This window comes from Tumebacillus flagellatus (assembly GCF_000714935.1).
Taxonomy (GTDB): Bacteria; Bacillota; Bacilli; order Tumebacillales; family Tumebacillaceae; genus Tumebacillus; species Tumebacillus flagellatus.
This window is the reverse complement of the sequence record NZ_JMIR01000010.1, coordinates 17,859-42,753: the sequence shown is the minus strand read 5'-3', so window position 1 is coordinate 42,753 and position 24,895 is coordinate 17,859. Positions and strand designations below refer to the sequence as shown.

The following is a 24,895-nucleotide window of genomic DNA, read 5'->3' as shown; positions in this document are numbered from 1 at the left end:
GGGCTCATTTTTGTTTATTCCACACGAACGCTACCATCTTCTGAAACCCAAAAGATTTCAAAAGGCATCGTTTGCTTTAGCCAATCGACTCTAGGAGAGAGGTTTGCATAGGTTGTGAAACCTTCTGGAAGAGCTAGAGCGAGTTTGGCAGTAGAACTTGCTCCACGGTAAAGGACGAGGTCAAAGATGGCATGTGAGAACCAATGACGGGCTTGTGTACTGGAGCGTTTGCCGTTATCAGGGAAGCCCTTCACGCTGATCCAAAGTTCGTTTCCGTCTGGTGCGAGGGCAACAATATCTTTCCCATGTTCCCGTGAAGCAGTGTCCGCTACGCTACGGATAGAATAGCCGTTCTGGACGAGGTAGCTCACCACTTTTCCCTGAACATTGCCTTCCCAGAACCAAGCATTGGTTCCATCTGGCTCATTTTGCATCGGCTTACGGAATGCAACTTTCTGTTCATCATAGCGATTGGTGTCGGGGAATCGACTAACATTTTTATTTTTGCGGCAATGTTCACATTCTCCTTTGTAACGGATAATGAGAGATACTTCTGACAATTGATTGCAAATTTTGAAGACGGTATTTCTCGGGTGAACACCAGATAAGTCAGAAAGACAGTCGTCACAAATTTCCGCAGTTGTCATGACGGAAAGGATTCGATCTTTGTTGGTCATGATGGACCTCCAGTAAGGGATCGTTTTTCAACATTCTACCATATTCATTAATAGAGAGCAGGATTTATAGATCGACTACTAGTAGCAGCCCCTCATCATCGCAACGATCACCTACTGTCCCTCTCCTCGAGCAACTGTCGCACGATCTCATAGCATTCCTCAACATGGGAGTTTCCGACATACCGCATTGCGCTAAACCCAACAACTGCTGACGTTGCCTGTCCGACAAATGGGAGATACTTGACGATCTGCTTGGTTGTATAGCGAATGCCGACCTTTTTCAGAATTTGCAGGACAACTTGTTCCGTGACCAGTTTTCCGATGAAATGACTACCTGCCGCTTGGATGAACCGCAGGACGAGTGCCTTTGTTTGGGGGTCAAACTGGTTGATCTGTTCCTTGTCGAGACCGAACCGTTTGCTGATAGCAGGGATGAGTTGAAGAAGCATCCCAACATCGGCGGCGATGTCTGTTCCCGGAATGGGAATCAGGGAGGTCGAGCCGGATACGACTGCTCGAACTGCTACCATGCGGTAGCAGTCCTTTCGAATGTAGTCGAGTTCTTCCAGAGTTTTGGGCAGCATGTGAATCTCTCCTTTAGATGGCGATGGTGAACGGACGAATCTTGCCGATCCAGTTGGCTCTCTTTCTGGGCATACGAAAAGCCCCTTCCGCGTTAGCAGAAGGGGCTTGACCCAGGAAATAAGTTTGCACTTCTTCATCGAAGCAGAGCTCGATGCTCTCGATCTTTCGTCGGTCTTTCTTGATCGTGATCTTTTTAATGATGAGCCGTAAGAGTGCCTTTTGTTGCTCAGGTGGCGCAGAACGAAGGAGCTTGTCAAACTGGGTAAGGACGGACTGGACAAATGAATAGGAGATCGGGTTTCGGTTTTGGTCTTGGAGTTGCGGCGATATTTCTTCCTTCCGCGCCTCAAGCTTCGCGTACTCGTCTTTTAGTGCGTCAAACCGTTTGCTCAGGTCGTCCTTGTCGATCAGGTCGTCTTCGTAGAGCTTGAACAGCTTTTGCTTCTTTGCGTCGATGCTGGCTAAGGATTTGTCGATGCCACGAAGCTCGTCTTCTAACGGTTTGATCTTGCCAGACATCGTGGCGTTGATCTTCTTGACTACATCTTCGAGGATGCTGGGGTGCAGAATGACCTCCTTCAATCGGTTGATTACGTAGGCTTCCGCGACTTCCTTGCGGATGGTGTTGGCCTTGCAAACGGCAGAGCCTTTGTTTTTGAAGGCTCCGCAGGTGTAGTAGAGAAGAGTCACATTTCCTGTCTTCCGTCGGCTGGTGTTTCGTTGCATGACCATGCCTGCGCCGCATTGCGGGCATCTCAGGAGACCTGTGAGGAAGAAATCGTTGTCGTGAACTCGCTTTTGCTTCCCGCCCTTGCTTCGGATGAGTTTTTTCACCTGCTCCCAAAGCTCTTCCGAGATGATGGGATCGTGCTGGCCGTCTACGATGATCGGGTCAGGGTTCCTACCCTTGCGGCGTTTTTCGTTCCAGTCCTCACGAACGTTGTACCGAATCTTGCCCACGTAGAGCGGGTTTTTCAGGATGCCTTCGATGGAATTGATACCGAAAGGCTTACCTCGCTTCGTTTGGTGTCCTTCGTGGTTTAGGAGGTTGGCAATCGCCTTGTAGCCTCTGCCGGACGCGTACAGTTCAAAGATGCGCCTGACGAGGGCGGCCTCTTCGGGGACGATCTGTAATGTGTCGTCTATCGTTTGATAGCCTAGCACGATACCGCCATTCCATTTCCCTTGCCGCGCTCGTTGCTTCATGCCGAGCTTTACGTTGTCAACGATTGTGTTGCGTTCGAGTTCACCGACCGCCCCCAGCATGGTGAACAGAAATTTGCCTGTAGGTGTTGTGGTCTCGATGTTCGGCTCGCTATAGCTTCGGAAGCCGATGTTGTTTTTGTTGAGGTGGTCAACGATGTTGAGTAGATCGACCTGATTGCGGGCGAGACGGTTGATCTTCCAGACGATGACCTCGTCAAACTCGCTATTTGTTGCTGCTTCGAGCATCGCTTGAAGTTCGAGACGGCCTTTCATCGACTTCCCAGAAACGCCCCGGTCTACATACTTCTGGACGACGACTTTCTGAGTGGCTTTGCAGTAGCTCTCAAGCGTCTCTATTTGAGCGTCGATACTGAAGCCGTGTTCGGCTTGTTCTTCGGTGCTGACGCGGGCGTAGATGGCGACTCGAATGAATGTTTGCATAGTGATCTCCTTTCAATGTTCGTCTACAAGGGAGGAAAGTTTCGTGATTTTAGGACTTTTTTCAGTTGGTTTACTTTTAGGAGGATGATCGGCGTAGGTTTTCACCATGTCGGAAAGGATGCGGATGAAACTGTCGTAGGTCGGTACGCTTTGGCTAATCATCATCGGATGCCTCCATTTCGGTTCCATAGTTATAATATAGGTTTGAAATATTGGCCCTTTCGGGCGATATTGAAGCCAATCTCCCCACTTTTTATGGGGGGAGATCCACCTAATCCTCCGCAAGATATAGAGCGAAAACCTTGAAAAACTCCGCTATTAGGGCAACCCCCCCTCTCCCCCTATATGTTTAGTCTTGAGAGCATTATTGTTCGGGTTACGATTTCCAAACTGCACTCAAGCTCCTTTGCTAGAGGTGGGAAGGGGGAGTCGCTGTTTCTTCATAGGCGACTCCTTAATTCTCATCTCCATATGCGGGGAGGGTGGGAGGTGACTAGGAAGAAATGTTGTGCCTATTGTTACTGGTTCTCCGCGTCATCCAAGATGTTAACCACGTAGAGGCGATTGGCAGACCCCTTAGGACGTAATGTTCTTTTACGCGTCAATTTGCCATGATCACAGTCCAACCACTTCTTGGATGCCCAGCTTTTGAGAATCACTTGACAGTTCTCAAAGCCACCTTCCGTCAGGAGTTTTTCCATTATGGGGCGAAGAACTAGAACTTGTTTCAACTTACCATCTTTATGAATTAAGGCTCCCCACTGTTCATGACTGTGCTCAGTGAATTTTGAATGATGTTGAGTGACGGTTTCCCGGAAGTAATCGTAAGAGCGTTGTCCGAGGTCACGCTCTGTGCTATTCTGCTGAATTTGACACAAGAGCATCTCTAGAATCTTGTCAAAATTGAAATCAAGGCGTAAGGCTTCTCTTGCAAACCAAGCTGTCACGAGAATGATAGCGAACTTGTCCGCGAGACGATCTACGAAGTGGTCAGGATTTGCAATTTTTTCGCGAATCAGCTTTCGATATTCGTTCCACTTGGATAGCAAGGTTTCATCTTCTAGTGACAACAGGTGTCGGACAAATCTAGGCCCTGCTTGTCCATAATTTTTGAGCAGCCCGTGTTTCAAGTTATCTGCGTTGGAGGCCGATTTGGTCCAAGTGATGTCTTGAAACTCGAAGAGCCGCATCCGAACTCCGTTGTTTTTCGAACTTTTTGCAAGAAGGGAATGCTCGGCAGTAGACAGGACAAGCCCGTTCCAATCGCCGTTTTCTTTCAGTTCAGATTCCTTGTTGAGTCTGGTCTTCTCTTGACCGCTTGCCAACTTATATACGAAGTTAGAGAATTTGCCCTCATGCATGGATGCCTCATCGAACGCTAATGGGAGTCCATGAATCCCGCGTAATTGTGCGAACAGACCGTTGGAAGTTGAGTCCCATGTTCTGACAAGCCCTCCATTTTTTGAGTCGGGGCAACCAAATGGTGAAACGGCAAGTCGAATCGCGGTGGTCTTGCCTTGGGTACTGTCTCCACAGAGATGAACGAAGAGAACTTCTAGGCCGGTATGACGAGCGATCAGTGAGGCCACGGGAGCGGATAGACCAAAAAGCAAGGCTAACTCCAAGGGGATGTTACCTAAGACCTCCTTCTTCACAAGAGCCTTCCAGAGTTTGTATTTGCCCAATGGTTTGATATTGAGGGGGCCTTGGTACAACGATTCGAGAGATGGAAGGCCATGAGCTTTCCAGTGCTTGTAAATCGTCTTCCCTTCAAACTCTCCGAAACCCACATTGCTATGAACATAAGTTGGGGAACAATTCTTTTCTTGCTCGGAAAGATACTTGTGCATGTCATGGGCTGTGTGTTCGAAAAAATCCATTCCGAAGTTAAGGAGTTCTCGACTCTTCGAACGGGAAAAAAGGGACTCACGAGAAACCGTTCGAGTATAGGTGGTATTCAGGTAGTCATAAGTGACTTCAAGTAAAATTTCGTCAGTGTCGATGTTGCGTTTAATGCCAGTGATATTGATTCTTTGATTGATGTTCGAAGGCAGAATTGTCGAGTTTGGCTTGCTTGAATGAGGAGAATTAAATCTTGTCATGCGTTTTTTGTTGTTTGAGAGATTATTGTTAGGCAAGGGGAACAACTCCTTTTCAAAAGTTTTTCGAGCTTGGGTTCGAGGGTAGTAGCTTTGCAGGTCAATCTCACACAGAGATCATCCCCTTTTCTTGGAAGATGGCAGAGTGAAAAAAAAGACGCCATCAATAGCAAGAGACCCCCATAGGGAAATCTTGTTATTGATGGCGTCTTGTTTGGACGAATCGAATTCATCCAAGCATAATGACTTGAGTTCGCATGCACACGTTCTTCTCGTACTTTGAAGAACAGCAGAGGCGGCCTAAAACGTATTGATTTGTGACACCAATATATAACGGTCTTATTACGGTGTCAATGATGTTTTTTTCCATGAGTAAGAATAGGTTGTCACGACCATGAGAACTCAAGCCATATCCTCATTTTAGGAGAGTATCGGTGCTTTTTATCTCAGGGCAGTTCGATATCGTCAAGGTCAAACTGAGGCAAGTCGTCAGCGCTGTCGCAGAATAGGAGAAAGAGTTGGCCATCATCTTCGTGCCAGTAGCTCGCTTGACGATAGAAATGTCCGAAGATCATTCCGTGTCTAGCCATTTCCTCGAAGCTGTTTGAATCCACTAATTTCACTTTTTCGTATGGTCTTTTTTCGCAGTTCACTTCGAGGAATGAGGTATCCGGGCTACAGTACTCGTAGGTATCGTTTTCGATTGCTTCATGAACCAGAAGCTCTTGAGTGGCGTGGTCTGGGGTATCACCTCGGTAGAACAGGAGGTAGGGAACATAGGCTTCTTCCCACCAGCCGTCCTCTTCAGGAACAAGCACCTGAACCACGCCGTCGAAGTCGCGGTGGGCGATTCCATAGGACGCGACTCCGTCAAAGTCGTCCGACTCGGCCACGATGCGGATGAGGTAGTTTTGTTTCTCCTCAGTTTGCATGGCGAACCCTCCTAGACAGAGAAATAGCGTGGCGGGAACACTCCTTGTCCAGCCATGCTTCGATTTCATGGTCATGGATGCCGACTTCTGAGAAAAAGGTCATCGTGTAGGCATCCGAGTAGTTGATGTTCATGATGTAGACCGAACTGTCTCCAAGAGGTAGAGCGTCGATCCAATCCAGCCCGCCGAGCAAGCCTCCTTCGTCCCGATGGAGGCCGACCGTGCTCAAATCGCGCAGGTCGTCGCAACTTTGCAAGACCACGATGTACCCGTGACCGTCAAGCGAAAATTCCTCCTCCGTTTCGGTTTCCCGATGGCGGAGCGTGTCCATCAGGCATGTGAAGTTTTCTTCGATCAGGGCTACGTAGCTGTCAGGCAGTGCTCTGGAGCCTTTGAGACAGCGCAGGTTAGCCAAGGTTTTGATTGCAATCAACGATCATCACTCCCAACAACAAAAATGGCTCCCGTGTGGAAGCGTGGTTTAGTAGCAGAAGAATTCAATTCTCCTCCCCCTCGATGTGCTCACGAATCCAGGCAGCGATACTTTCGGTGTGCAAAGCGTACAGAAAGGCATAGCACTCGTTGTCCAAGAGATAGCACACCTTGCAGACTTCTGTTTGGCCAGAGGACAGAATCTCTGCGTACTCGGGCTTTCTGTACATGAGCGGCCCGATGAAGGGCGGAGAGATGAGGGAAGCGATCAGAGTGAAAAACTCAAGCTCCTCCTCCAGCACGAAAAAGCGGATGTAATGCTCATCGAGAGAGAGCGCATCATGAGCCGCTTCGGTGCTGTAGACTGACATAAGACTCTGGAACTCCGATTCAATGATGTCAGCAAGTTCCTTCGGGAAGTTGTTCACCAACTTGAATTGTTGGAGATGGGCGAACGTAGAGATGATGCGCAAATGTGGTAAACCTCCTAACTAGTGTTGTGTAATTCAAATTTATAATATATAATTTAAATATAATTTAATCCGATTGAGAGCCTGGAGGTGCCGCAATGTTGGACAAGTTCGAGCGGTTTGTGGAGGAGATAGAAGGTGAGCCAGAGATTGTTGAGGTAAAGGAGAAAATGCTTGTGACCGAATCAAAAATCAAAGTGGCAGCTGACGAATTGACATGGGATATGTTGCTGGAGTGGGAATCGCTTTGGGGGGAGTATGTAGAGATTTGTATTAGGAAATTTTTATTGAGTCAAGGTGTAGATATAGTGTAAGAATGGAATAGTATCCCAATAGTTGTATAAAGCACTTATGTTGTAGGTATCTAAAATAAATCTGATTATCCTTTATAGTGATTGGCGGCATATTCGCTAATCACTTTTATTATCAAACAAACCCCTGTTCGCACAAAGTTATTGAAATGATCTCGAATATTTGATATGGTTAGATTGACTCTATAATGGGAGGGATTATTTTGTCTTGTGAATTTACTTATTTAAAAGATTTTGAGGCTCGTGATGATTTGAATGAATACGGGGATGATGCTCTATTGCTTTTCGCCCTTTTAATGAGATATAGAATTGAAGACATTTACTCAGTGGCATCTGATGCTTTGGTAGATGGAGGAAATGATAAAGGTTGTGACCTAGTCTACATTAATCAGGAAAACGGCCACGTTGTAATAGCTCAAGGATATTTTTGCAAAAAAGAACGTTTGCCGGAAGCAGCGCCAGAGAATAAAGCAAAGATTTTAAACACAGCTATATCTTGGCTCTTTGCAAGGCCGATTGATGAACTTCCGAAAAACATTCGACCGACTGCGACTGCTCTTAGAGACGCTATTCTCTCGGATCAGATTAAGTCTATAAAAATTTGGTATGTGCATAACTTGAATGAATCTAAAAACGTCATGGAGGAATTGAAAACAGTTGAACATACCGCCCTTAATGCACTCCATAAAAACTTTCCTGGATCTGAAATTGAAATTGAGGCAGAAGAGGTAGGTAATAAAACTCTTGAGGATTGGTATACTGATTTAGTTGCAAATATTCTTGTAACTGACTCGTTTTCTATAGAGGTTCCTGGCGGATACCGTTTAGATAAGACAAGTTGGTCGGCGTTTGTTACAGCGGTTCCAGCACAATGGCTTCATGAAATCTACTCAACTTATAAGGATAAGTTGTTTTCTGCTAATGTAAGGGAGTACTTAGGTAGCCGAAGAAGTGATAAGAACATTAACCACAGGATCAAAACAACTGCGTCCTCTAACCCAGAGAATTTTTGGGTGTACAATAATGGACTGACTGTCTTAGTGCATAGTTTTGATAACCTACGCAATGAAAATGGTAAATCTTTTTTGGACATTACTGGTATCTCGATTGTAAACGGGGCTCAAACAACAGGCTCTCTTGGTTCCCTTACAAAGGCACCTTCTTCCGAAGTAATGGTTCCTGTAAGATTCGTAATGTGCAAGAATGCAGATACCATACAAGGTATAATTAAATATAATAACAGTCAAAATAAAGTTGAAGCTTCTGATTTTAGAAGTAATGATGCAATTCAACGTAGATTGAGGGAGGAGTTTGAAAAAATCCCTAACGCTACATATCTGGGAGGAAGGCGTGGAAATAATGATGATGCTATTAGACGCCCCCAAAATCTTATTCCTTCGGATTCTGTTGCAATGGCGTTGACAGCATTTCACGGGGATCCAATTGTTGCGTATAATCAAAAATCAAAAATATGGATGGAAAACAACCTATATCAAAATGTATTTAATGATAGTACAACAGCAGAACATGCAGTTTTTGTATATTCATTGCTTAGATCAATTGAGAACAAGAAGAAAAACTTGATTGCAAGAAATAATGCTGGGCTATTAAAAGATACAGAAAAACAGCATCTTGAATTTCTGCGTTATAGAGGCTCGGCATACCTTCTGTTGTATGCAATTTCTTACTGTTTGGAGGTTGTTCTCAATAAACCTGTACCAAATAAATTTCGACTTTCTTTTGGTACAAAGGTGCCTCCTGAAACTGCAGTAAAGCATTGGGACTTAGTAGTTTCATTTACTTTACCATTTGCCAACAAGCTCAAAGTAGCTGTTGAAAACAGTTTGAAAAACAGGGAAACTGTAAGAAAAGCAACAGTTGATTTTCGAAGCATGGTTGAAGTAATAGCAACAGCAACCCCTGATATCTTCGAGAACTTTGCAAAAAAAGTACAAGGATGATGATTTACGGTTACTCCCCTGCATCATGTAGGGGAGTTTTTGTAACAACATGCGGTAAAACCGTCACGGTGAACCGTATCATAAGTAAGGTAACGTTGAGATTCCATCACAAATTGTGGTAGAATGATCTCACACGCAACGAATAAACTAAAAAATGACCGCAGGTGCGGGAACACCTACGGTCGTTGCACAACTGATACCCTTCAAGGGTGTCGGCTCAATATGGTTTTGTTAGACGAAATAGATCGCCCGAGCTGCCAAACTCTAAGGGCGATCTATTTCTTTTTATTTTGGTTGTCTAACATATGCTTCATGATCGTCACGACTAAAGTAAGAGCTGCGATCAAAAACAGCCCAAACTGGAGCATGAGCGAAATGACTTCATGTGCAGACATGGCAACACCCCCTTTCTACAGGGGATGAGCCGATCACCCTTGAGGAGCCTATTCAATTGTGTTGGTTGTATTCTATCACAGAGAAATCAAAAGAGGAACGATTGTTCGTTAGACTCAGATAACAAATGTATCGGAGCCCCCTCCCTTGATAAAAAACTCCTCGGCGACCCGGTGGTCACCGCTTCCATGCAAAAAAGCCCCCGGTTCGCCGGAGGGCTTTTTCTCAATTCCTTATAAAAACGTATCCGTGAAATTGCTGACGAGCGCGTACAAAGCCAAGAACGGAGCACTTGCAACAGCGACGAAAGGCAGAAGCATTCCCAACAGAAATCCACCGAGTTTCTTCATGGCGAAATCCTCTCCTTCGTAGGAAGTTGGCGCAGCTCAGAACTTTTAAGTTGAACCCCATTATACGCCTCTCGCGGAAATTGTCAAAATAGCCTGTCTAATCTCTGACAAAAAGCGCCTCGCGAAACTCCGCTTCGATCTCCGCCAACTCGCGCACCGTTTCCACCAGCGCCTCCCGCTTCTCGGCCACACGCCCTTGCTTCACGCCGTGCTCCTCTGCGTACGCCCGCGCATCCTCATACGTGGACTTGAAGTACTGAATCGCCTTCGCATAGATGTCGTCCTCTCTCTTGAGTTTCTGTTTGCAGTGTAGCATGTGCGCGGAAGACTTTCTTGACGTTTTCCCACATTCGAGCACCATTTCCTACGAGTATAGAAAGTATTGTCGAAGTCCATTCTAACTTCGTCAAAGGAGGTGATTGATCCCATGACCGTCTCTCAACAGGTTAAAACAACGCTGGCTTCTTTGAAAAGCGCCCAAGCCAGCTTGGAAACGTTCGCTCTGGGAACGCAGAACCAAAAAGCCAAACAACTGTACACGCAAGCCGCGCAACAAACCCAATCCATCGTAAACTCGGTGCAGCAGCGAGTGCATGAATTGGAGAAGGAAGAACCGACCTACAAAGGATTTTAAGCGTTTCGAAGCCTGACCAAGGGAGAGGTGCAACGCCTCTCCTTTTTATGGAGGTGTTTGGTATGCCCGAATGGGTGTCGATCCTCATCCGCTCCTTCGTCTCGATTGCGGCCGTTTTTGTTTTTACCAAAATGATCGGCAAACGGCAACTTTCACAGATGACGTTTTTCGAATATACAGTGGGAATTGCCATCGGGGACATGGCGGCGATCATCGCCGACGATGTCAACGGGCCGATGTACAAAGGTCTGCTCGCGATGTCGATCTACGCCCTCTTCCCGATCTTGCTCGGCTGGTTGGCGCTGAAAAGCAAAACCATCCGCAACTTTGTCGAGGGCAAAGCCCGCATCTTGATCAAAAACGGCAAGGTCATGGAAGACAACCTCAAAAAAGAGCGCATGTCGTCCGACGAGTTGCTGGAACAACTGCGTCTCAAAAACGCATTTAAAGTCGCCGACGTGGAATTTGCCCTGATGGAGCCCAACGGCAAAGTGAGCGTCCTGCTCAAATCGGAAAGCCAACCGATCACCCCCAAGAAGATGGGCTGGAAAGTCTCGCCGGAACAAGAACCGCAAGCGGTGATCCTGGACGGAGAGATCATGGACGAGTCGCTCGCAACGGTCGGACTGAACCGACTGTGGTTGCAGGGAGAATTGGAGATGCAAGGCGTGGCGCTGGAGAACGTATTTCTCGGGCAGGTGGATTCCAACGGGGAATTGACGCTCGATCTCTTCGACGACAAGCTGCAAGTCCCCGCTCCGCAAACGCGCCCCCTCGCGTACGCAACGTTAAAAAAATGCCAAGCCGACTTCGAGCTCTACGCGCTCTCCACCCAAAACGAAAAAGCCAAACTGCTCTATGAAACCAGCGCCGCGCAATTGCAAGAGATCCTCGACGGACTCACGCCCCACCTGATGCGGTGAAAGGAGTGCCTGCCAGACATGGCCGACGCCAAGAAGAAAAAACTGACCCTCGTCCAACAGCAATACCAAGAGCTCGCCAAATCACACGAACCCCCCCGCCCCATCGCGATGAATTTTGTTCGCGCGTTTCTGGTCGGAGGGTTGATTTGCGCGCTCGGGCAAGGCATTCAAACGGTCTTCATCCACTACTTCGGTTTTGATCCAAAAACGGCGGGCAATCCGACCGTTGCCGTGTTGATCCTCCTCGCCGCGCTGCTCACCGGATTTGGCGTGTTCGACCGCATCGCGCAATGGGCGGGCGCGGGAACTGCCGTGCCGGTCACCGGATTTGCCAATTCCATCGTCTCCGCCGCGCTGGAGCACAAAAGCGAAGGCTATGTGCTGGGTGTGGGCGGAAACATGTTCAAAATCGCCAGCCCCGTCATCGTGTTTGGCGTCGCCGCCGCGTTTGTGGTTGGCTTGATTCGCACGCTGATCGAAATGGGAGGCTGATTCCCGATGCTCAAAGGACACCAATCGTGGGAGTTTGCCAGCAGACCGGTGATTCTGTCCTCCGCCGCCGTCGGCGGACCGTTTGAAGCCGAAGGGCCGCTTGCCGAGGATTTTGACTTGCTGCACGGAGATACCCTGATGAAACAAAAAAGCTGGGAGCAAGCCGAGAAAGTTCTCTTGGAAGAAGCGTGCGACAAAGCGCTGGAGAAAGCCGGAATCTCCAAGGAACACATCAACTTTTTTCTCGGCGGCGATTTGATGAACCAGATCATCTCGTCTTCGTTTGCCGCGAGGACGCTCGCCGCCCCCTACCTCGGATTGTTTGGTGCGTGCTCCACTTCGATGGAAGGATTGGCGCTTGCGTCGCTGTTGGTGGACAAACAATCCGCCGACTATGCGCTGGCGGGCACGTGCAGCCACAACTCGTCCGCCGAAAAACAATACCGCTACCCCACCGAATACGGCGCGCAAAAACCTCCGACCGCGCAATGGACCGTCACGGCAGGCGGAGCGGCCGTCGTCGGACGAAACGACGGCACGAGAAACCGCCTCCACGTCACGTCCGCGACGATCGGACGTGTCGTGGACATGGGTCTGACCGATCCGTTTAATATGGGCGCAGCAATGGCACCCGCGGCGTTTCACACCATCGAAGCGCACTTTCGCGACCGACAACTGCCTTATGATACATACGATTTGGTGATCACGGGAGACCTCGGGCGCGTGGGACACAGCATCCTGTGCGATCTGTTCCAACGGCACGGGATCAACATCCCCCTGGACACGTACCAAGACGCCGGAATTCTGATCTACGGCGACAACCCCGGCGTTTGGTCGGGAGGAAGCGGTTGCGGCTGTTCCGCCGCCGTCACCTACGGACATCTGTTGAAAAAAATGCGGCAAGGCGCATGGCAAAAAATCTTGGTCGTCGCCACGGGCGCGCTGCTCTCTCCGCTGACGTTTCAGCAAGGCGAGAGCATCCCCTGCATCGCCCACGCCGTCTCGATTGAAGCGTAAGAAGAGGAGCGAATGCAGATGATGAGTTTCGTGTGGGCTTTTTTGGTCGGAGGTGTCATCTGTGTGGTCGGCCAATTTCTGATGGACGTCGTCAAACTGACCCCCGCGCATACGATGTCCGCTCTGGTGGTCGCCGGCGCCGTTCTGGGCGGCTTCAATTTGTATGAACCATTGGTGAAGTTTGCCGGGGCCGGCGCTTCTGTGCCGATCACGTCGTTTGGAAACTCCTTGGTCAAAGGAGCGATTGCCGAAGCGAAGTTGCACGGGCTGACCGGGGTTTTGACGGGAATTTTTGAAGTGACCAGCGCCGGAATCTCGGCGGCGATCATCTTCGGTTTCTTGGCAACGCTGGTGTTTCGGGCGCGCGGGTAGCAAAAAGAGACGGAGCTGCGCAAGGGGCGCAACTCCGTTTTTTGCGGGTTGAAGTTTACGGATTGGGTCTACGGTTTGGTGTACGAGTACCACGCGGTGTCGTACTGCAGGCCGTTTTTGTTGTACGTATACGAATAGGAGACGTTCTGTCCCGAACTCAAACCGCCCGCCGTGTACTCCCAGCGTCCGGTGCCGGAGTTGTACGTCATGTTGACGTTTTGCTGCGCTTGACCCGGAATGGTGTAGTGCAAGATCACGTATTGCGCGCTGTAACCGTTCGGTTGGAAGTAGAAATTCGCTTGCGACGAAGAGACGTTGTTCACGCCGTAGGAGGTATCGGTCGTCGTGCCGCCGCCGCCGTTGCCCGGTTTCGTCCAGACGGTGACGTAATCGACCAGCATCGCCGCGCCGGAAACGGTCGAAGCGGTCGGGCTGCCCGGCCAGTCGCCGCCCATCGCGAGGTTCAAGAGAAGAAACCAGCCGTGATCGGTTGCGTTCGACCATGTTGTCGCATCGACTTGGTTGGAGTTCACCGTGAAGAAGTTCACGCCGTCGACATACCAGCGGATCTGTTGCGGCGAGACGCTTTTGTCAACTTCCACGGCGTACTTGTGGAACGCGGTTTGCAGCGACGGAGAGAAGCCCGTTTTGTTCCCGCCGATCCCCGACGTTTCGTTGCACGGGCCGCCGGGAGAGGAGCCGCAGTGCAGCGTGCCGTACTCCGTGTTCACGCCGTTGACGTTCTCCATGATGTCGATTTCCCCGACGCTCGGCCAGTTTTGGTAATTCCCGCGGAACGGCGCGCCGAGCATCCAGAACGCCGGCCAATACCCTTGCGCGGCGGAACCGGTTACGTTCGGAAGTTGCAGCGAAGCCTCCACGTGCATCACGCCGCCCGCCGGTGGTTGGAAGTTCGTCGATTGCGTTTCCACGCGTCCCGACGTCCAGTTTCCGCTGCCGTCGCGGGTCGCTTTGATCACCAGATGGCCTGCGCCGTCCTGGTAGACGTTCGACGTGGAGCTCGTGTACGACTCGATCTCGCCCCTCCCCCAGTTCCACGCACCGCCCGGATACGAGTGTCCGGTGTCATACAGCCAGTTCGCCGTATTGAGACCGCTTCCGGAAGCTCCGTTAAAATCATCGGTGAACACGTTCGTCCAGCCGGTCGGCGCGGACGGTGCCGAAGCGTGAGCCGGCAGCGGTTGCGAGACGGCAACCGTTGCGAGCAAAGCGGCGGAAAATGAGGCGGAAAGCAGGCGCAGCATCCTTTTTTTCATGTCGTATCTCCCTTTCTTTTCTGTGTAAACAATGTGTTAAGACATGAAAATCATATTCCAGCATCGCCTGCCGCATTCCTGAAAGTCCGAAAGCGGTTTCGTGATCAGACAAAAAAATGCCCCGGCACAAACTGACTGTGCCCAGAGCATTTTTTCTTCTATCGCAACCATTGGTCGAAGAACTTTTCGTACCCTTGCTTCATCACGGTGGCGGAGAAGTTTTCGAACCCGTACGCGCGGTTCTCGCGCGACACCCGATGCGGAGATGCGAGCGCCATGTTGACGAGATCGAACCAGTTCTTCTCGTTGCCCGCAAACGCGTGCTTGGAAGAGATGTGGTCGTAGCAGGGGTGTTCCGGCTTGACGACGATCTTGCCCATCGCCAGCGCCTCGGTGAGCGGCATGGCAAACGTGTCGAACTTCGAGCAGCTCCAATACACTTTGGAGGAGTTCATCAGCGCGAAGATCTCATCTTGCGTCAGCGCGAACTTCAACGTCACGTTGAACGGGATGTCGTACTTCTTCATGCTCTCTTCGTAGCGGCGGCCGCCGAAGACCATCACCACGTCCGTCTCCGGATTCTGCCGCGCATACTCCAAGACGAGGTCGGGACGGCGGTTCTCTTCGTCGCGCCCGATCCAGAGCACGCGGTTCTCCACGACTTGCGACGGGTCGAAGTGCCGCTTCGCCAACTCCTCGTTGAAGCCGATCGGAATCACGTCCACGTCGGTGACGCCGAAGTTGCGGCCCAGTTCCCTTTTTAGAAACTGCGTCTGCACGATCGCTTTATCCACAATCGAGTAGAACGGCTTCATCATCTCGTACCCGGTCAGCGCCGGATCGGGGAAGCTGTGCGGAAACAGCACGCTTTTCTCCACGAACAGTTTCAAGAACGTGAACCCGGAAACGGTGTAGATCACGTGCTCGATGTTGTGCGCGTGGATCTGGTCGAGGATGACGTCGTAGTTGACCAGATCGCCCCGTTCATGCTCATAGCCGGGCAGCCAATCATGTCCGCTGACGTGACGCTCCGGAGAGAGAAAGACGATCTCCACTCCGAAGTCCCGGCACAATGCTTGCAATCGCTCGGCAAAGACGCGCGGGCCCTGTGCTTCTGCAAATTGAATTTTGCGCATCACCAAGCCGACTTTTTTCATTCGTGTACCCCCATGCGATTCGATGCGGTTCTGGTTGTCGCTTGCTTTGTTCGCGGGCGGATCAGCACCAGATGTCGGTCATAGAATCCCTGCCGCGCCAAAAACGTATGCAGCGGGTCCTCGACGAACATCCGCCACAGCACGCGGCGGGTGCCGGACTCCGGGAAGATCACATAGCGGCGGATCGGCTCGGCGCGATGATCGGCGAGCCACAGCGACGTCGTGTCGCCGAAATCGCAAATCCGCTTGAAGAGCACCGCGCGGCGGCAGCGCGGGCAGACTTGCGCTTGCCACAGCACTTCTTCAAACGAGCCTTCCGACACGGGAATCTCGTCAAAGTGCGCGCCCTTCGCTTCACAGTGCGGGCAGGTCACCCGATCTCCGTACCGTTCCTCATAGACCATCATCTTGCCTCCACGCTCCTCTCCTCTGCTCCGGTCAGGAAAAAATCCCCATACACGCCATCCTAACGCAACGTCCGGCTCGGATGCAAGGTCCGCTTCGTCTTCATCTCAAACAGCCCGACCGACGACAACCGCACTTCCGGCAGATGCGCCGACGAGAGGAACAACAGCGTGTAGACCGGATCATAGTGCGGATGCCCCAAGTCTTTGAGCACCGCCAACAGCTCCTTCGACTTCTGCACCAGCTCTTCCACCGTCTGCGCGCCCATCGAGCCGCCGATGACGAGCGGCAGTTCATAGAGCACGCTGTGGTGCTCGTCGACGATGACGATGCCGCCTCCGATCTCCTGCATGCGCTCGACGGCGGCGGCCATCGCTTCTCGATCCCGTCCGATCACGAGGTATTCGCGGGCGCCCGTGTAGCTCGACGCAAGGCCCGCCACGTTCGTCGCGAAGTTTTGGATGATGCCGTTGCAGACCCACTCGGCGTTGCGCGAGAGCAACGAGACGTAGCAGAGGTCTTCCGAATTCTCGACCAGCCCGACGACGCGGCCGCTTTCGTCCGTCTCCACCGGCGTTTCGGCGAGGCGGGTGATCGCCGGGTTCGTCAAGCGCATCACCGGGAACGTTTCGCGGTCGGTGTACACGTCAAACCACTCCGGTTGAATCGGCTCCGCGAGCTTCTTGACCGGCGGCATGCCGATGTCCGCCCACGAAATTTCCTTCAACGGCTCGACCAGTTTGCCGTCCTTCGCCACGACGCGGCCCTCGGCGATGACCAACTCCGGCGTCGGGTTCAAGAGGTCGGACAGCAAGAGGATGTCCGCAATCCGGCCCGGCGCCAACCCGCCGATCTCCGCGTCGACGCCGTAGTACGTCGCCGGGTTGATCGTGACGAGTTGATACGCCGTGATCGGGTCCATGCCAAGCTCAATGGCGTGGCGAATCAGGAAGTCGGTGTAGCCGTTCTGCAAGTATTCCGGCGTCGGGCCGTCGGTCGTCATCATCACGCGGCTCCAGTTTTTGACCTGCGGAATCAACTCCGGCAAGATCTGCGGGAAGTCCGGGCGCAGCGACGAGTGGCGCAGCGTCGTCCAGACGCCGAGACGCAAGCGGCGCAGCGCTTCGTCCGCGTTGATCGCTTCATGGTCGGCGGTGATGCCCGCCGCCGCCAGCACGTTCAGCGTGTCCCACGAAACGCCGGCTGCGTGCCCTTCCACCCGCTTGTGCATGGCGCGCGCCGCCAGCGCGTTGTCGCGCATCTCTTCGTCGCCGTCCACCCACGATTTCCAGTCGGTCACTTCCCCGACTTGCCAGACGTAGGGGTTTTTCAACATCCGCGAGACGGGGATGTGGCCGAACTTGTGCCGCTTCTCCGGCAGATGCGCCTGCGGGTCGAGCCGCAAGCCCCAGATCATCTTGATCGGCAACTGCGCCATCCCTTCAAAAAAACGCCCCACCTGCGCAAACTCCATGCCGAGCACGAGCATCAAGTTGTCGTTGACGGAAAGCGTCGTCCCGCGCGCGAGAATCGTCTCCGCATAGCGCATCGGGTTGTAGAGCTGAAACGGATGGGCATGCGGCTCGATGTAGCCGGGCGACACCACTTTGCCCGTCGCGTCGATCACGTGCGCCTGTGTGCCTTCGTAAACGCGCGGCCCGACATACGCGATGCGGTTGCCGACCACCCAGAGGTTCGCTTCCATCAGTTCGCCGCTGTACACGTTCAGCACCGTGCCGCCTTGGACGACCAGATCCGGTTCAGACTTGCCCTTGGCACAAGACACCAGCCTGCCCCATTCTTCCTCCGTGATTCCACGCACTGTATTTGCCGCCATGCCGACCCCTCCTACCGGTTCTCTACCGAATGTGAATCTCTATTCATTACCACTACGACAAAAACGCCGTCGGCTCCTCTCCGGGCCGCGGCGTTTTTTATGAACATTATCGCAAAATTTGAGCGATCACGTAAAAAAGCAACGCGTTCACCACGCCGATCACCAGCCACAGCCACGTCTGCGACTGGCCGGAGCGGGCATGATAACGGTACGGCAGCAGCGCGCCGATCAGACCGGCTTCGACGACGGTGATCGACGAGATCGCCGACGCCATGCTTTGGTCCGGCGTGCCGATGTTTTTCAAGACGGAGATTCCGAGGTAGAACGCAAACATGATCGTCAAGACCAAGCCCGCGAGATAGATGACGAGTTTCGCGACGCCGCCGAACACGATGGAGTTGTCCGCTTGCAGCGCGCGTCGGCGAATCACCGCAAATAAAATCACCGCCATCGCGGCCCCGAAGATCAACGTGAACAAAAGCGGTCCCCAATGGGTCGCCGAAATCACCGGATGGTTCATGGGAATCCCGTTCATTGCGAGCTCTCTCCTTCTGGTTCGCGATCATCCGATTCGGACCACTCGCCTGCGAATCGTTCTACATATTGAGCAAACACCGCTTCGGTGATCGGGCCGAGATTGGCTTTGTACATGCCAAGCGAAATTTCAAACCCGTCGCGGTTGTCCCGACTTTCAAACTTCGCATGCAGCGTGCGGCCGTCCTCGACTTTGTAGGATGTGTGAAATGCCATAAGTTCGATACGCTCCTCTCTACTTTCTTACTATACTTCATTTTTTTCAGGAGAAAAACAGAGCCTTCAAAAAACACCCTTTGATTCTCTGTAGGCAAACCCATCCGAAACCTCTATACTATAATGGAACATCACAACGAAATTGAAAACTCAAAACCACCAGAAATGAGGTCAGACATGATCCTTCTTCCCACGCTGAACCCACGCTTGGAACAACGACTGATCGACTTGTACCGAGACCATCTCGAACGCGCCGCCGCCATCGACTGGAGCTACCACGAATTTGTGCCCTGGGGGCAAGGCCAATGCTTTCGAGAGAATCCTTGGAGCCTCGAACAGCGCAAACTTCCGCCTGCCATCTACACGGCGATTGAAACGGCTCTGTTGACCGAAGTTAATTTACCGTGGTTTACCACGTATCTGTGCCAGACTTTTGTCGGCTCGCTGAACGTCATGCGGGAGTTTATCCACACTTGGGTCGCGGAAGAGGACCAACACAGCAACCTCTTGGAGAATTATCTGATCCTCACGCGCAACTCCAACCCGTCCGACCTGCACCACCTGCGCAAATCGGTCGTGTACGGCGGATTTGAATCGAGTTTCACCACGCCGATCGAAGCGATCACCTACGCTTCGTTCCAAGAGTTGTCCACCTTGGTCTTCTACAACAACGTCGCCAAGGCCGCCACGCCTTACGACCGGACGCTGAGCACGCTGCTGCGCCGTCTCGCCAAGGATGAGTCCTTGCACTACGCGTTCTACCGGGACGCTGTGAAAGCGCATCTGGACTTGGAGCCGAACTACATCTACTACGTGCGCAACGTCTTGCTCGGGTTCTTCATGCCGGGCGAGAACATGCCGGACTTTGCAGAGCGCATGAAGACCATCGCCCGCGACGCCAACTACGGACCGCAGCACTACTACAAGCAAGTGGTGCAGGCGCTGGTCGACTACTGGGATTTCGAAAACCTCAAACCGACGGCTCCCGAAGCGGAACTCGCCCGTCAAGAAGTTCTCAAATACTGCAACCGCCTGGAGCGCATCGCCAAGCGGTACGCTTAAGTTGAAAAAACCGCCGAGCCGCCGCAAGTGGCTCAGGCGGTTTTTGGTTGGATGCGCAGAGGACAACCCACGTAAAAAAACGCCGAGCAGACACGGTGCTCAGGCGTTTTTTGGGGACGCGGGGACTATCCTCCATGTAAAAACCGCCGAGCAGCCGATGTGCTCATGCGGTTTTTTTTGTTGAATCCGTATGGGACTATTCCAACGCGGACGGATCGAGGCCGAACGCGGCGGCGATCAACTTGGAGTTGTTGTCGTTGTTGACGATCACCCACTTGTCGCCTTTTTTCTTGACGTCGATGGTGAGGTCGGTGTTTTTCTTCGGCGCGCTCGGGTCTTTCGCTGCTTTGGCGACCGCGTCTTGCGCTTTTTTCTCCATCTCGGCTTGATCCGGCTGTTTGGTCGGATCGGCGAGCGCCGCGCTCATCGCTTCGGTCATCATGTCGGACATCACGGTTTGCATCAGGTTGGTGAAGTCAACGGCGGAGATTTTCACGGCAACGGTCGCTTTGTTGCCGTCCGCTTTCACTTCGCCGATTTCGTAGGTCAACGCGCTCAGCATGTCGTTGAGCACTTGTTGCGATTCTTTGGTTTCTTCCGAAGAGAACATGTCTTTGTTGTTGTCTTCCGTGTACGCGGCGGCCCCCGTGAGGTCGACTTTCTTCAAGCTGTCCAGAAACCCTTTGACCGCGTCTTCCGGTACGGATTTCACCGCTTCTTGCTTGGTCGCCGTATCGCCGCCGTTCGACGACGTCGCGGTGGACGAGCCGCATCCAATCAACGTCGTGGCGAGTACCGCCAACAGACCCAGTGCCAGTGCTTTTTTCATGTTTCGAACCCCCGTATGATTCATTTCTATTTATATTCGCTTAAACTGCCTCTTGAAGAATAGCACACTTTTCCATCTCCGGCACCAACACGGACCGTACAAAAAAAGCGCGGGAGGCTCTCCTCCTGCGCTTTTCCTGAAATTGCTATGTTTTTCTAACTTTGCCTATTACTTCCGTACCAGTTCAAAAATGTCCGTCACCCGCACATAATCGTTCGCAGCGAGGCGACCGATCGGTTGCAGCCCTTGCACGTCGATCTTGCCGCCGGGCAGATGGATGGAGTCGTCGACGTGGATGTGAACCACTTCGCCGATCACGAGCGCCGACGCGCCCGGTTGATCGCCGCCGACTTCGACGATCTGGTGCAGTTTGCACTCGAAGTTGATCTTCGACTCCGCCACGCGGGGCGGTTGGACGACCGTGCTCGGAGCCGGAGTGAGGCCGGACTGTTCAAACTCGGAGACCTCCGGCGGGAATTCGGTCGCCGTGACGTTCATCGGGACGGCGAACGACTCGCTGACGATGTTCACGACAAATTCCTTGGTGGCTTCGATGTTTTGCAGCGTGTCTTTCTTCGCACCGTCGGTGCCGCGGCGCATGACGGAGAAGCAGATCGTCAGCGGATTCGCCGCCACCGCGGTAAAAAACGAAAACGGCGCGAGGTTGAGCGTCCCGTTTTCGTCCATCGTGGAGACGAACGCGATCGGGCGCGGCAAGATGGAGCCGTTCAGATACTTGTACGCGTCTCTCCACGGGAGGGACTTCGGATCGATTTGCATGAAAAAACGCCTCCGTTACGCTTGCGGATTCCAGGACATCATGTACTTGGGATCTTCCACGCGGCCCGCGAGCTTCGCGATTTTCAGCGGGCGGAACGTGTCGACCATCACGGCGAGCTCCTGCGTGTCCTTCTTCCCGATCGACGCTTCAATCGTGCCCGGATGCGGGCCGTGCGGGATGCCCATCGGGTGCAGCGTGATCGAGCCTTCCTCGATGCCCTTGCGGCTCATGAAGTTGCCGTCCACATAGTATAGCACTTCGTCCGACTCGATGTTGGAGTGGAAGTACGGCGCCGGGATGGAGAGCGGATGATAATCGTAGAGGCGCGGCACGAACGAGCAGATGACGAAATTGTGCGCTTGGAACGTCTGGTGCACCGGCGGCGGCTGGTGCAGACGGCCCGTGATCGGCTCGAAGTCCTCGATGTTGAACGCATACGGGAACAGATAGCCGTCCCAGCCCACCACGTCGAGCGGATGGAATTCGAAGAAGTACGCGGTCAGCATCCCGCGCGCTTTCACGCGCACTTCAAACTCGCCCTGCTCGGTGTGCGTTTCCAGAGAGGACGGCGGGCGGATGTCGCGCTCGCAGAACGGCGAATGCTCCAGCAGCTGGCCGAACTCGTTGCGGTAGCGCTTCGGCGTCTCGATGGCGCTCGCCGATTCGATGACGAGAAACTTCGAGGGAGTTTCCGTGACCACGCGGTACGTCGTGCCCATCGGGATCACGAGGTAGTCGCCCTCGCGGTACGGAATCGTGCCGAAGACCGTCTCCAGTTTCCCGGTGCCCTTGTGCACGAACAACACTTCGTCTTGCTCGCCGTTGCGGTAGAAGTAGTTCATCGGCTCGGTCGGCTGGCAGAGGCCGATCGTCACGTCGTCGTTGAACAACAGCGTGGTGCGACCGTCAATCGGGTCGCCGCCCTTCTCCAGTCGCGACGTGAAAAAGTGACGGTGCGCGAGCGGCCCTTGCGGTTCCGCTTCCAGCACGAAGTCGCGGACTTTCTCCACGCGTTTGACTTGCGTCGGCGGGTTGGTGTGGTACAAGAGCGACGAGATGCCGGAAAACCCTTTGGTGCCCATCAGCTCTTCACGATACAGCGATCCGTCCGCTTGGCGGAATTGAGTATGCCGTTTGTGCGGAATCTCGCCGAGGCTTTGGTAAAAAGGCATGGGATGATACCTCCTTTGTAGTAGAAATGCCAGAGTTGGCTTGTGGACATGCTGACAAGTTTTCGAACTTCAGGCTTTATTTCACGCGGTTTCGGAGCACGCCAAGGCGTTCGACTTCCAGCTCCACGACGTCACCCGGTTCCAGCCAGCGGTGCACATCCGTCGTCAACTCCAAGATGCAGCCTGTGCCGACCGTGCCGGTGCCGAGCACGTCGCCCGGATAGAGGGTCACGCTGTCGGAGGCGCGGGCGATCAATTCGCCCGCCGAGAAATAGATGTCGCGGAAATTCCCGCGCGACAATTCGCGCCCGTTGACGCGGGCGGTCATCGCGAGGTTCCAGCGGTCGCCGTCGCGCACGTCTTCCAACTCGTCCATCGTGAGCAGATACGGGCCCGTCGAAGTCGCGAAGTCCTTGCCCTTGGCGGGACCGAGTCCGACCGCGACTTCCCTCATTTGAACATCGCGGGCGCTCCAGTCGTTGAGCACCATCAGGCCGGCGATGTGCTCCCGTGCGTTCTCCGGCGCGATGTTGCGACCCTCCTTGCCGATCACGATGCCGATTTCCAACTCGTAGTCGAGCCGTTCCGTGTAGCGCGGTCGTTCTACGTCTGCATCCGGACCGACGATCGCTTGGTGGTTGGAGAAGTAGAACACGGGAAAGTCGTACCACTGCGGCACCATGTCTGCGCCGCGGTTGGCGCGCGCCGTTTTCACATGCTCTTCAAACGCGTAAAAATCGCGGAACGAGCGCGGGTTCGGCAAGGGTGCGAGCAGGGTCGTTTTTGCCAAAGGGACGGCAAAGGGTTCCTCGTGCCAGGCGGTGTCTTCCATCAGATACGCCGCCAATTCGCCCGCGTCGCAACCCAACTCCAAGAAACGGAGAAGGGACGCCGGGAAGGAACGTTGCGCTTGGCAACGTCCCTTCTCCTGCGCCCATTGCAGCCCCCGTTCCAAGTCGGCGATGTGCTCGCGGATCAAGAGACCCGCGCGCGCCACGCCATCTGTGTCGAGGTAGGTAACGTATTTCATTAGAGAGTTCCGCGCAGGGCTTGTTCTTTTTCAATCGCTTCAAACAGCGCTTTGAAGTTGCCCTTGCCAAACGAAGTCGCGCCCTTGCGTTGGATGATTTCAAAGAAGAACGTCGGGCGGTCCATGATCGGTTTGGAGAAGATTTGCAGCAGGTAGCCGTCTTCGTCGCGGTCGACGAGGATGTTGAGCTTCTTGATCGTTTCGATCTCTTCGTCGATGTCGCCGACGCGGGATTTCAGTTCTTCGTAGTAGGAGTCCGGTGCTTGGAGGAATTCCGCGCCGTTCTCTTTGAGTTTGGCGACGGTGGAGATGATGTCGTGCGTCATCAGCGCCATGTGTTGCGCGCCCGGAGATTTATAGAAGTCGAGGTACTCTTCGATCTGCGATTTCTTCTTGCCTTGTGCCGGTTCGTTCAGCGGGAACTTGATGCGTCCGGAGCCGTTTTGCATCACTTTGGACATCAGCGCGGTGTATTCGGTGGAGATGTCCTTGTCGTCGAAGGAGAGCAGTTGCGAGAAGCCGAGGACGTTGGCGTAGAAGTTCACCCATTCGTCCATCTTGCCTTCTTCGACGTTGCCGACGATGTGGTCGCACGCGACGAGGCCCGCGTCGTTGACCGGCATGGTGCCTTTGAATTCCACGAAGCCCGGCAGGAAGATGCCGTTGTAGTCGTCGCGCTCAACGAACGTGTGCAGGGTTTCGCCGTAGGTGTAGATCGCGGCGGTTTTCATCGTGCCGAACTCGTCGACATGCGTTTGCGGAGCCATCGCGGAAACAGCGCCGCGCTTGATCGCTTCGTTGTACGCTTGTTCTGCGTCGTCAACGCGCATCGCGATGTCTTTGACGCCGTCGCCGTGGAGTTTGACGTGTGCTGCGATATCGGTGCTGTCATCCAGCGTCCCCGTGAGGACGACGTGGATGTCGCCGGATTGCATGTAATAGGAAACGCGGTCGCGGGAGCCGGTTTCCAAGCCTTTGTACGCGACCGGACGGAAGCCGAAAGCCGATGCGAAGTAGTACGCTGCTTGCTTGGCGTTGCCCACCCAGAACTCCACGTAATCGACGTGGCGAATCGGTAAGAAATCGTATTGGTCTGCCATGTGTATGACCTCCTTGGGGTAAGAGAAGAAACCGTTTTCAGATTGTTGTCACAGCTAGAGTAACAACCGAACGGTTGGTCACGCAAGCGTCTACGTTGAAACGAAAAGGTTTTGAAGCGTTAAAGCAATATAGGAATCGGGTAGGAATGAAGCGGCTGGGCATACTACGTCTAGACCCTGATTTGAAAGGAGTGCATGTG

The 24,895-nt window shown here is 53.0% G+C and carries 29 protein-coding genes; 8 read left to right on the top strand and 21 right to left on the bottom strand.

The genetic code is table 11. The features are described from left to right. Nucleotides 1-14: 14 nt before the first annotated feature. The 8 genes from EL26_RS23610 to EL26_RS08645 form a co-directional block, all read right to left on the bottom strand. Nucleotides 15-677 (bottom strand): hypothetical protein, encoded by a 663-nt coding sequence (locus EL26_RS23610; protein ID WP_052036156.1) that lies wholly within the window; start codon nucleotides 675-677, stop codon nucleotides 15-17. 107 nt (nucleotides 678-784) lie between these two features. Next, on the bottom strand, nucleotides 785-1,261 hold the full coding sequence (locus EL26_RS08670; RefSeq protein ID WP_038086943.1) for a hypothetical protein: 477 nt from the start codon (nucleotides 1,259-1,261) through the stop codon (nucleotides 785-787). Nucleotides 1,262-1,274: 13 nt separating this feature from the next. After that, nucleotides 1,275-2,909 (bottom strand): recombinase family protein, encoded by a 1,635-nt coding sequence (locus tag EL26_RS08665; RefSeq protein WP_038086941.1) that lies wholly within the window; start codon nucleotides 2,907-2,909, stop codon nucleotides 1,275-1,277. A gap of 12 nt (nucleotides 2,910-2,921) precedes the next feature. Further along, the gene (locus EL26_RS25410; RefSeq protein WP_161780689.1) at nucleotides 2,922-3,074 is read right to left on the bottom strand and encodes a hypothetical protein; all 153 of its coding nucleotides are present in this window, start codon (nucleotides 3,072-3,074) and stop codon (nucleotides 2,922-2,924) included. Nucleotides 3,075-3,427: 353 nt separating this feature from the next. Further along, nucleotides 3,428-5,047, bottom strand: a complete 1,620-nt coding sequence (locus EL26_RS08660; RefSeq protein ID WP_038086938.1) for a DUF927 domain-containing protein — start codon at nucleotides 5,045-5,047, stop codon at nucleotides 3,428-3,430. 407 nt (nucleotides 5,048-5,454) lie between these two features. Beyond that, on the bottom strand, nucleotides 5,455-5,940 hold the full coding sequence (locus EL26_RS08655; protein ID WP_038086935.1) for a hypothetical protein: 486 nt from the start codon (nucleotides 5,938-5,940) through the stop codon (nucleotides 5,455-5,457). After that, nucleotides 5,930-6,373: a hypothetical protein gene (locus EL26_RS08650; RefSeq protein ID WP_052036155.1), complete on the bottom strand. Its 444-nt coding sequence runs from the start codon at nucleotides 6,371-6,373 to the stop codon at nucleotides 5,930-5,932. The genes EL26_RS08655 and EL26_RS08650 overlap by 11 nt, the downstream gene beginning before the upstream one ends. 64 nt (nucleotides 6,374-6,437) lie before the next feature. Then, nucleotides 6,438-6,845 (bottom strand): hypothetical protein, encoded by a 408-nt coding sequence (locus EL26_RS08645; RefSeq protein ID WP_038086933.1) that lies wholly within the window; start codon nucleotides 6,843-6,845, stop codon nucleotides 6,438-6,440. Between the two features lie 95 nt (nucleotides 6,846-6,940). On the opposite strand from EL26_RS08645, the gene EL26_RS08640 reads away from it, so the two are divergent. Beyond that, nucleotides 6,941-7,156: a hypothetical protein gene (locus tag EL26_RS08640; RefSeq protein ID WP_038086932.1), complete on the top strand. Its 216-nt coding sequence runs from the start codon at nucleotides 6,941-6,943 to the stop codon at nucleotides 7,154-7,156. A gap of 200 nt (nucleotides 7,157-7,356) precedes the next feature. Then, nucleotides 7,357-9,114, top strand: a complete 1,758-nt coding sequence (locus EL26_RS08635; protein ID WP_052036154.1) for an AIPR family protein — start codon at nucleotides 7,357-7,359, stop codon at nucleotides 9,112-9,114. Nucleotides 9,115-9,389: 275 nt separating this feature from the next. Here the strand turns inward: EL26_RS08635 and EL26_RS24485 are convergent, their stop codons facing one another. Together EL26_RS24485 and EL26_RS08630 are read right to left on the bottom strand one after the other, a co-directional pair. Next, complete coding sequence (locus EL26_RS24485) at nucleotides 9,390-9,509, bottom strand: putative holin-like toxin (protein ID WP_081857073.1); 120 nt, start codon at nucleotides 9,507-9,509, stop codon at nucleotides 9,390-9,392. Nucleotides 9,510-9,954: 445 nt separating this feature from the next. Further along, nucleotides 9,955-10,173 carry an Ish1 domain-containing protein gene (locus EL26_RS08630; protein ID WP_038086926.1) on the bottom strand — a complete coding sequence of 73 codons (219 nt, stop codon included), beginning with the start codon at nucleotides 10,171-10,173 and terminating at the stop codon, nucleotides 9,955-9,957. A gap of 111 nt (nucleotides 10,174-10,284) precedes the next feature. Between EL26_RS08630 and EL26_RS08625 the strand changes: the two genes are divergently transcribed. The 5 genes from EL26_RS08625 (at nucleotide 10,285) to spoVAE (ending at nucleotide 13,295) form a co-directional block, all read left to right on the top strand. Further along, nucleotides 10,285-10,491 (top strand): DUF1657 domain-containing protein, encoded by a 207-nt coding sequence (locus EL26_RS08625; protein ID WP_038086923.1) that lies wholly within the window; start codon nucleotides 10,285-10,287, stop codon nucleotides 10,489-10,491. Nucleotides 10,492-10,553: 62 nt separating this feature from the next. Continuing rightward, nucleotides 10,554-11,414: a DUF421 domain-containing protein gene (locus EL26_RS08620; RefSeq protein WP_038086921.1), complete on the top strand. Its 861-nt coding sequence runs from the start codon at nucleotides 10,554-10,556 to the stop codon at nucleotides 11,412-11,414. Nucleotides 11,415-11,432: 18 nt separating this feature from the next. After that, entirely contained in the window at nucleotides 11,433-11,906 is a 474-nt protein-coding gene (gene spoVAC, locus EL26_RS08615) for a stage V sporulation protein AC (protein ID WP_038086913.1), read from the top strand. A 6-nt stretch (nucleotides 11,907-11,912) separates the two neighbouring features. Next, entirely contained in the window at nucleotides 11,913-12,923 is a 1,011-nt protein-coding gene (spoVAD, locus tag EL26_RS08610; RefSeq protein ID WP_038086910.1) for a stage V sporulation protein AD, read from the top strand. A 21-nt stretch (nucleotides 12,924-12,944) separates the two neighbouring features. Then, on the top strand, nucleotides 12,945-13,295 hold the full coding sequence (gene spoVAE, locus EL26_RS08605) for a stage V sporulation protein AE (protein WP_038087116.1): 351 nt from the start codon (nucleotides 12,945-12,947) through the stop codon (nucleotides 13,293-13,295). A gap of 68 nt (nucleotides 13,296-13,363) precedes the next feature. Here the strand turns inward: spoVAE and EL26_RS08600 are convergent, their stop codons facing one another. The 6 genes from EL26_RS08600 to EL26_RS08575 form a co-directional block, all read right to left on the bottom strand. Next, nucleotides 13,364-14,572, bottom strand: a complete 1,209-nt coding sequence (locus tag EL26_RS08600) for a glycoside hydrolase family 16 protein (RefSeq protein ID WP_052036153.1) — start codon at nucleotides 14,570-14,572, stop codon at nucleotides 13,364-13,366. A 158-nt stretch (nucleotides 14,573-14,730) separates the two neighbouring features. After that, the gene (locus EL26_RS08595) at nucleotides 14,731-15,729 is read right to left on the bottom strand and encodes a glycosyltransferase (protein WP_038086907.1); all 999 of its coding nucleotides are present in this window, start codon (nucleotides 15,727-15,729) and stop codon (nucleotides 14,731-14,733) included. Next, complete coding sequence (locus EL26_RS08590; protein ID WP_152559214.1) at nucleotides 15,726-16,136, bottom strand: hypothetical protein; 411 nt, start codon at nucleotides 16,134-16,136, stop codon at nucleotides 15,726-15,728. The genes EL26_RS08595 and EL26_RS08590 overlap by 4 nt, the downstream gene beginning before the upstream one ends. Nucleotides 16,137-16,195: 59 nt before the next feature. Then, nucleotides 16,196-17,971: an adenine deaminase C-terminal domain-containing protein gene (locus tag EL26_RS08585; RefSeq protein ID WP_052036152.1), complete on the bottom strand. Its 1,776-nt coding sequence runs from the start codon at nucleotides 17,969-17,971 to the stop codon at nucleotides 16,196-16,198. Nucleotides 17,972-18,077: 106 nt separating this feature from the next. Next, on the bottom strand, nucleotides 18,078-18,506 hold the full coding sequence (locus tag EL26_RS08580) for a hypothetical protein (RefSeq protein WP_038086901.1): 429 nt from the start codon (nucleotides 18,504-18,506) through the stop codon (nucleotides 18,078-18,080). After that, nucleotides 18,503-18,721, bottom strand: a complete 219-nt coding sequence (locus EL26_RS08575) for a hypothetical protein (RefSeq protein WP_038086897.1) — start codon at nucleotides 18,719-18,721, stop codon at nucleotides 18,503-18,505. The genes EL26_RS08580 and EL26_RS08575 overlap by 4 nt, the downstream gene beginning before the upstream one ends. A gap of 180 nt (nucleotides 18,722-18,901) precedes the next feature. Here EL26_RS08575 and EL26_RS08570 point away from each other — a divergent pair, with 180 nt between their 5' ends. After that, complete coding sequence (locus EL26_RS08570) at nucleotides 18,902-19,783, top strand: acyl-ACP desaturase (RefSeq protein WP_038087107.1); 882 nt, start codon at nucleotides 18,902-18,904, stop codon at nucleotides 19,781-19,783. Between the two features lie 196 nt (nucleotides 19,784-19,979). On the opposite strand, the gene EL26_RS08565 is transcribed toward EL26_RS08570, so the two are convergent. The 5 genes from EL26_RS08565 to hppD form a co-directional block, all read right to left on the bottom strand. Then, nucleotides 19,980-20,612, bottom strand: coding sequence for a hypothetical protein (locus EL26_RS08565; protein WP_038086891.1), 633 nt, complete (start codon nucleotides 20,610-20,612; stop codon nucleotides 19,980-19,982). Between the two features lie 168 nt (nucleotides 20,613-20,780). Beyond that, the gene (locus EL26_RS08560; protein ID WP_038086889.1) at nucleotides 20,781-21,392 is read right to left on the bottom strand and encodes a flavin reductase family protein; all 612 of its coding nucleotides are present in this window, start codon (nucleotides 21,390-21,392) and stop codon (nucleotides 20,781-20,783) included. Between the two features lie 15 nt (nucleotides 21,393-21,407). Beyond that, the gene (locus EL26_RS08555; RefSeq protein WP_038086887.1) at nucleotides 21,408-22,565 is read right to left on the bottom strand and encodes a homogentisate 1,2-dioxygenase; all 1,158 of its coding nucleotides are present in this window, start codon (nucleotides 22,563-22,565) and stop codon (nucleotides 21,408-21,410) included. A 76-nt stretch (nucleotides 22,566-22,641) separates the two neighbouring features. Then, the gene (locus EL26_RS08550; RefSeq protein ID WP_038086885.1) at nucleotides 22,642-23,595 is read right to left on the bottom strand and encodes a fumarylacetoacetate hydrolase family protein; all 954 of its coding nucleotides are present in this window, start codon (nucleotides 23,593-23,595) and stop codon (nucleotides 22,642-22,644) included. Continuing rightward, nucleotides 23,595-24,695 carry a 4-hydroxyphenylpyruvate dioxygenase gene (hppD, locus tag EL26_RS08545; RefSeq protein ID WP_038086884.1) on the bottom strand — a complete coding sequence of 367 codons (1,101 nt, stop codon included), beginning with the start codon at nucleotides 24,693-24,695 and terminating at the stop codon, nucleotides 23,595-23,597. Before hppD ends, EL26_RS08550 begins: the two co-directional genes overlap by 1 nt. Nucleotides 24,696-24,895 lie beyond the last annotated feature (200 nt).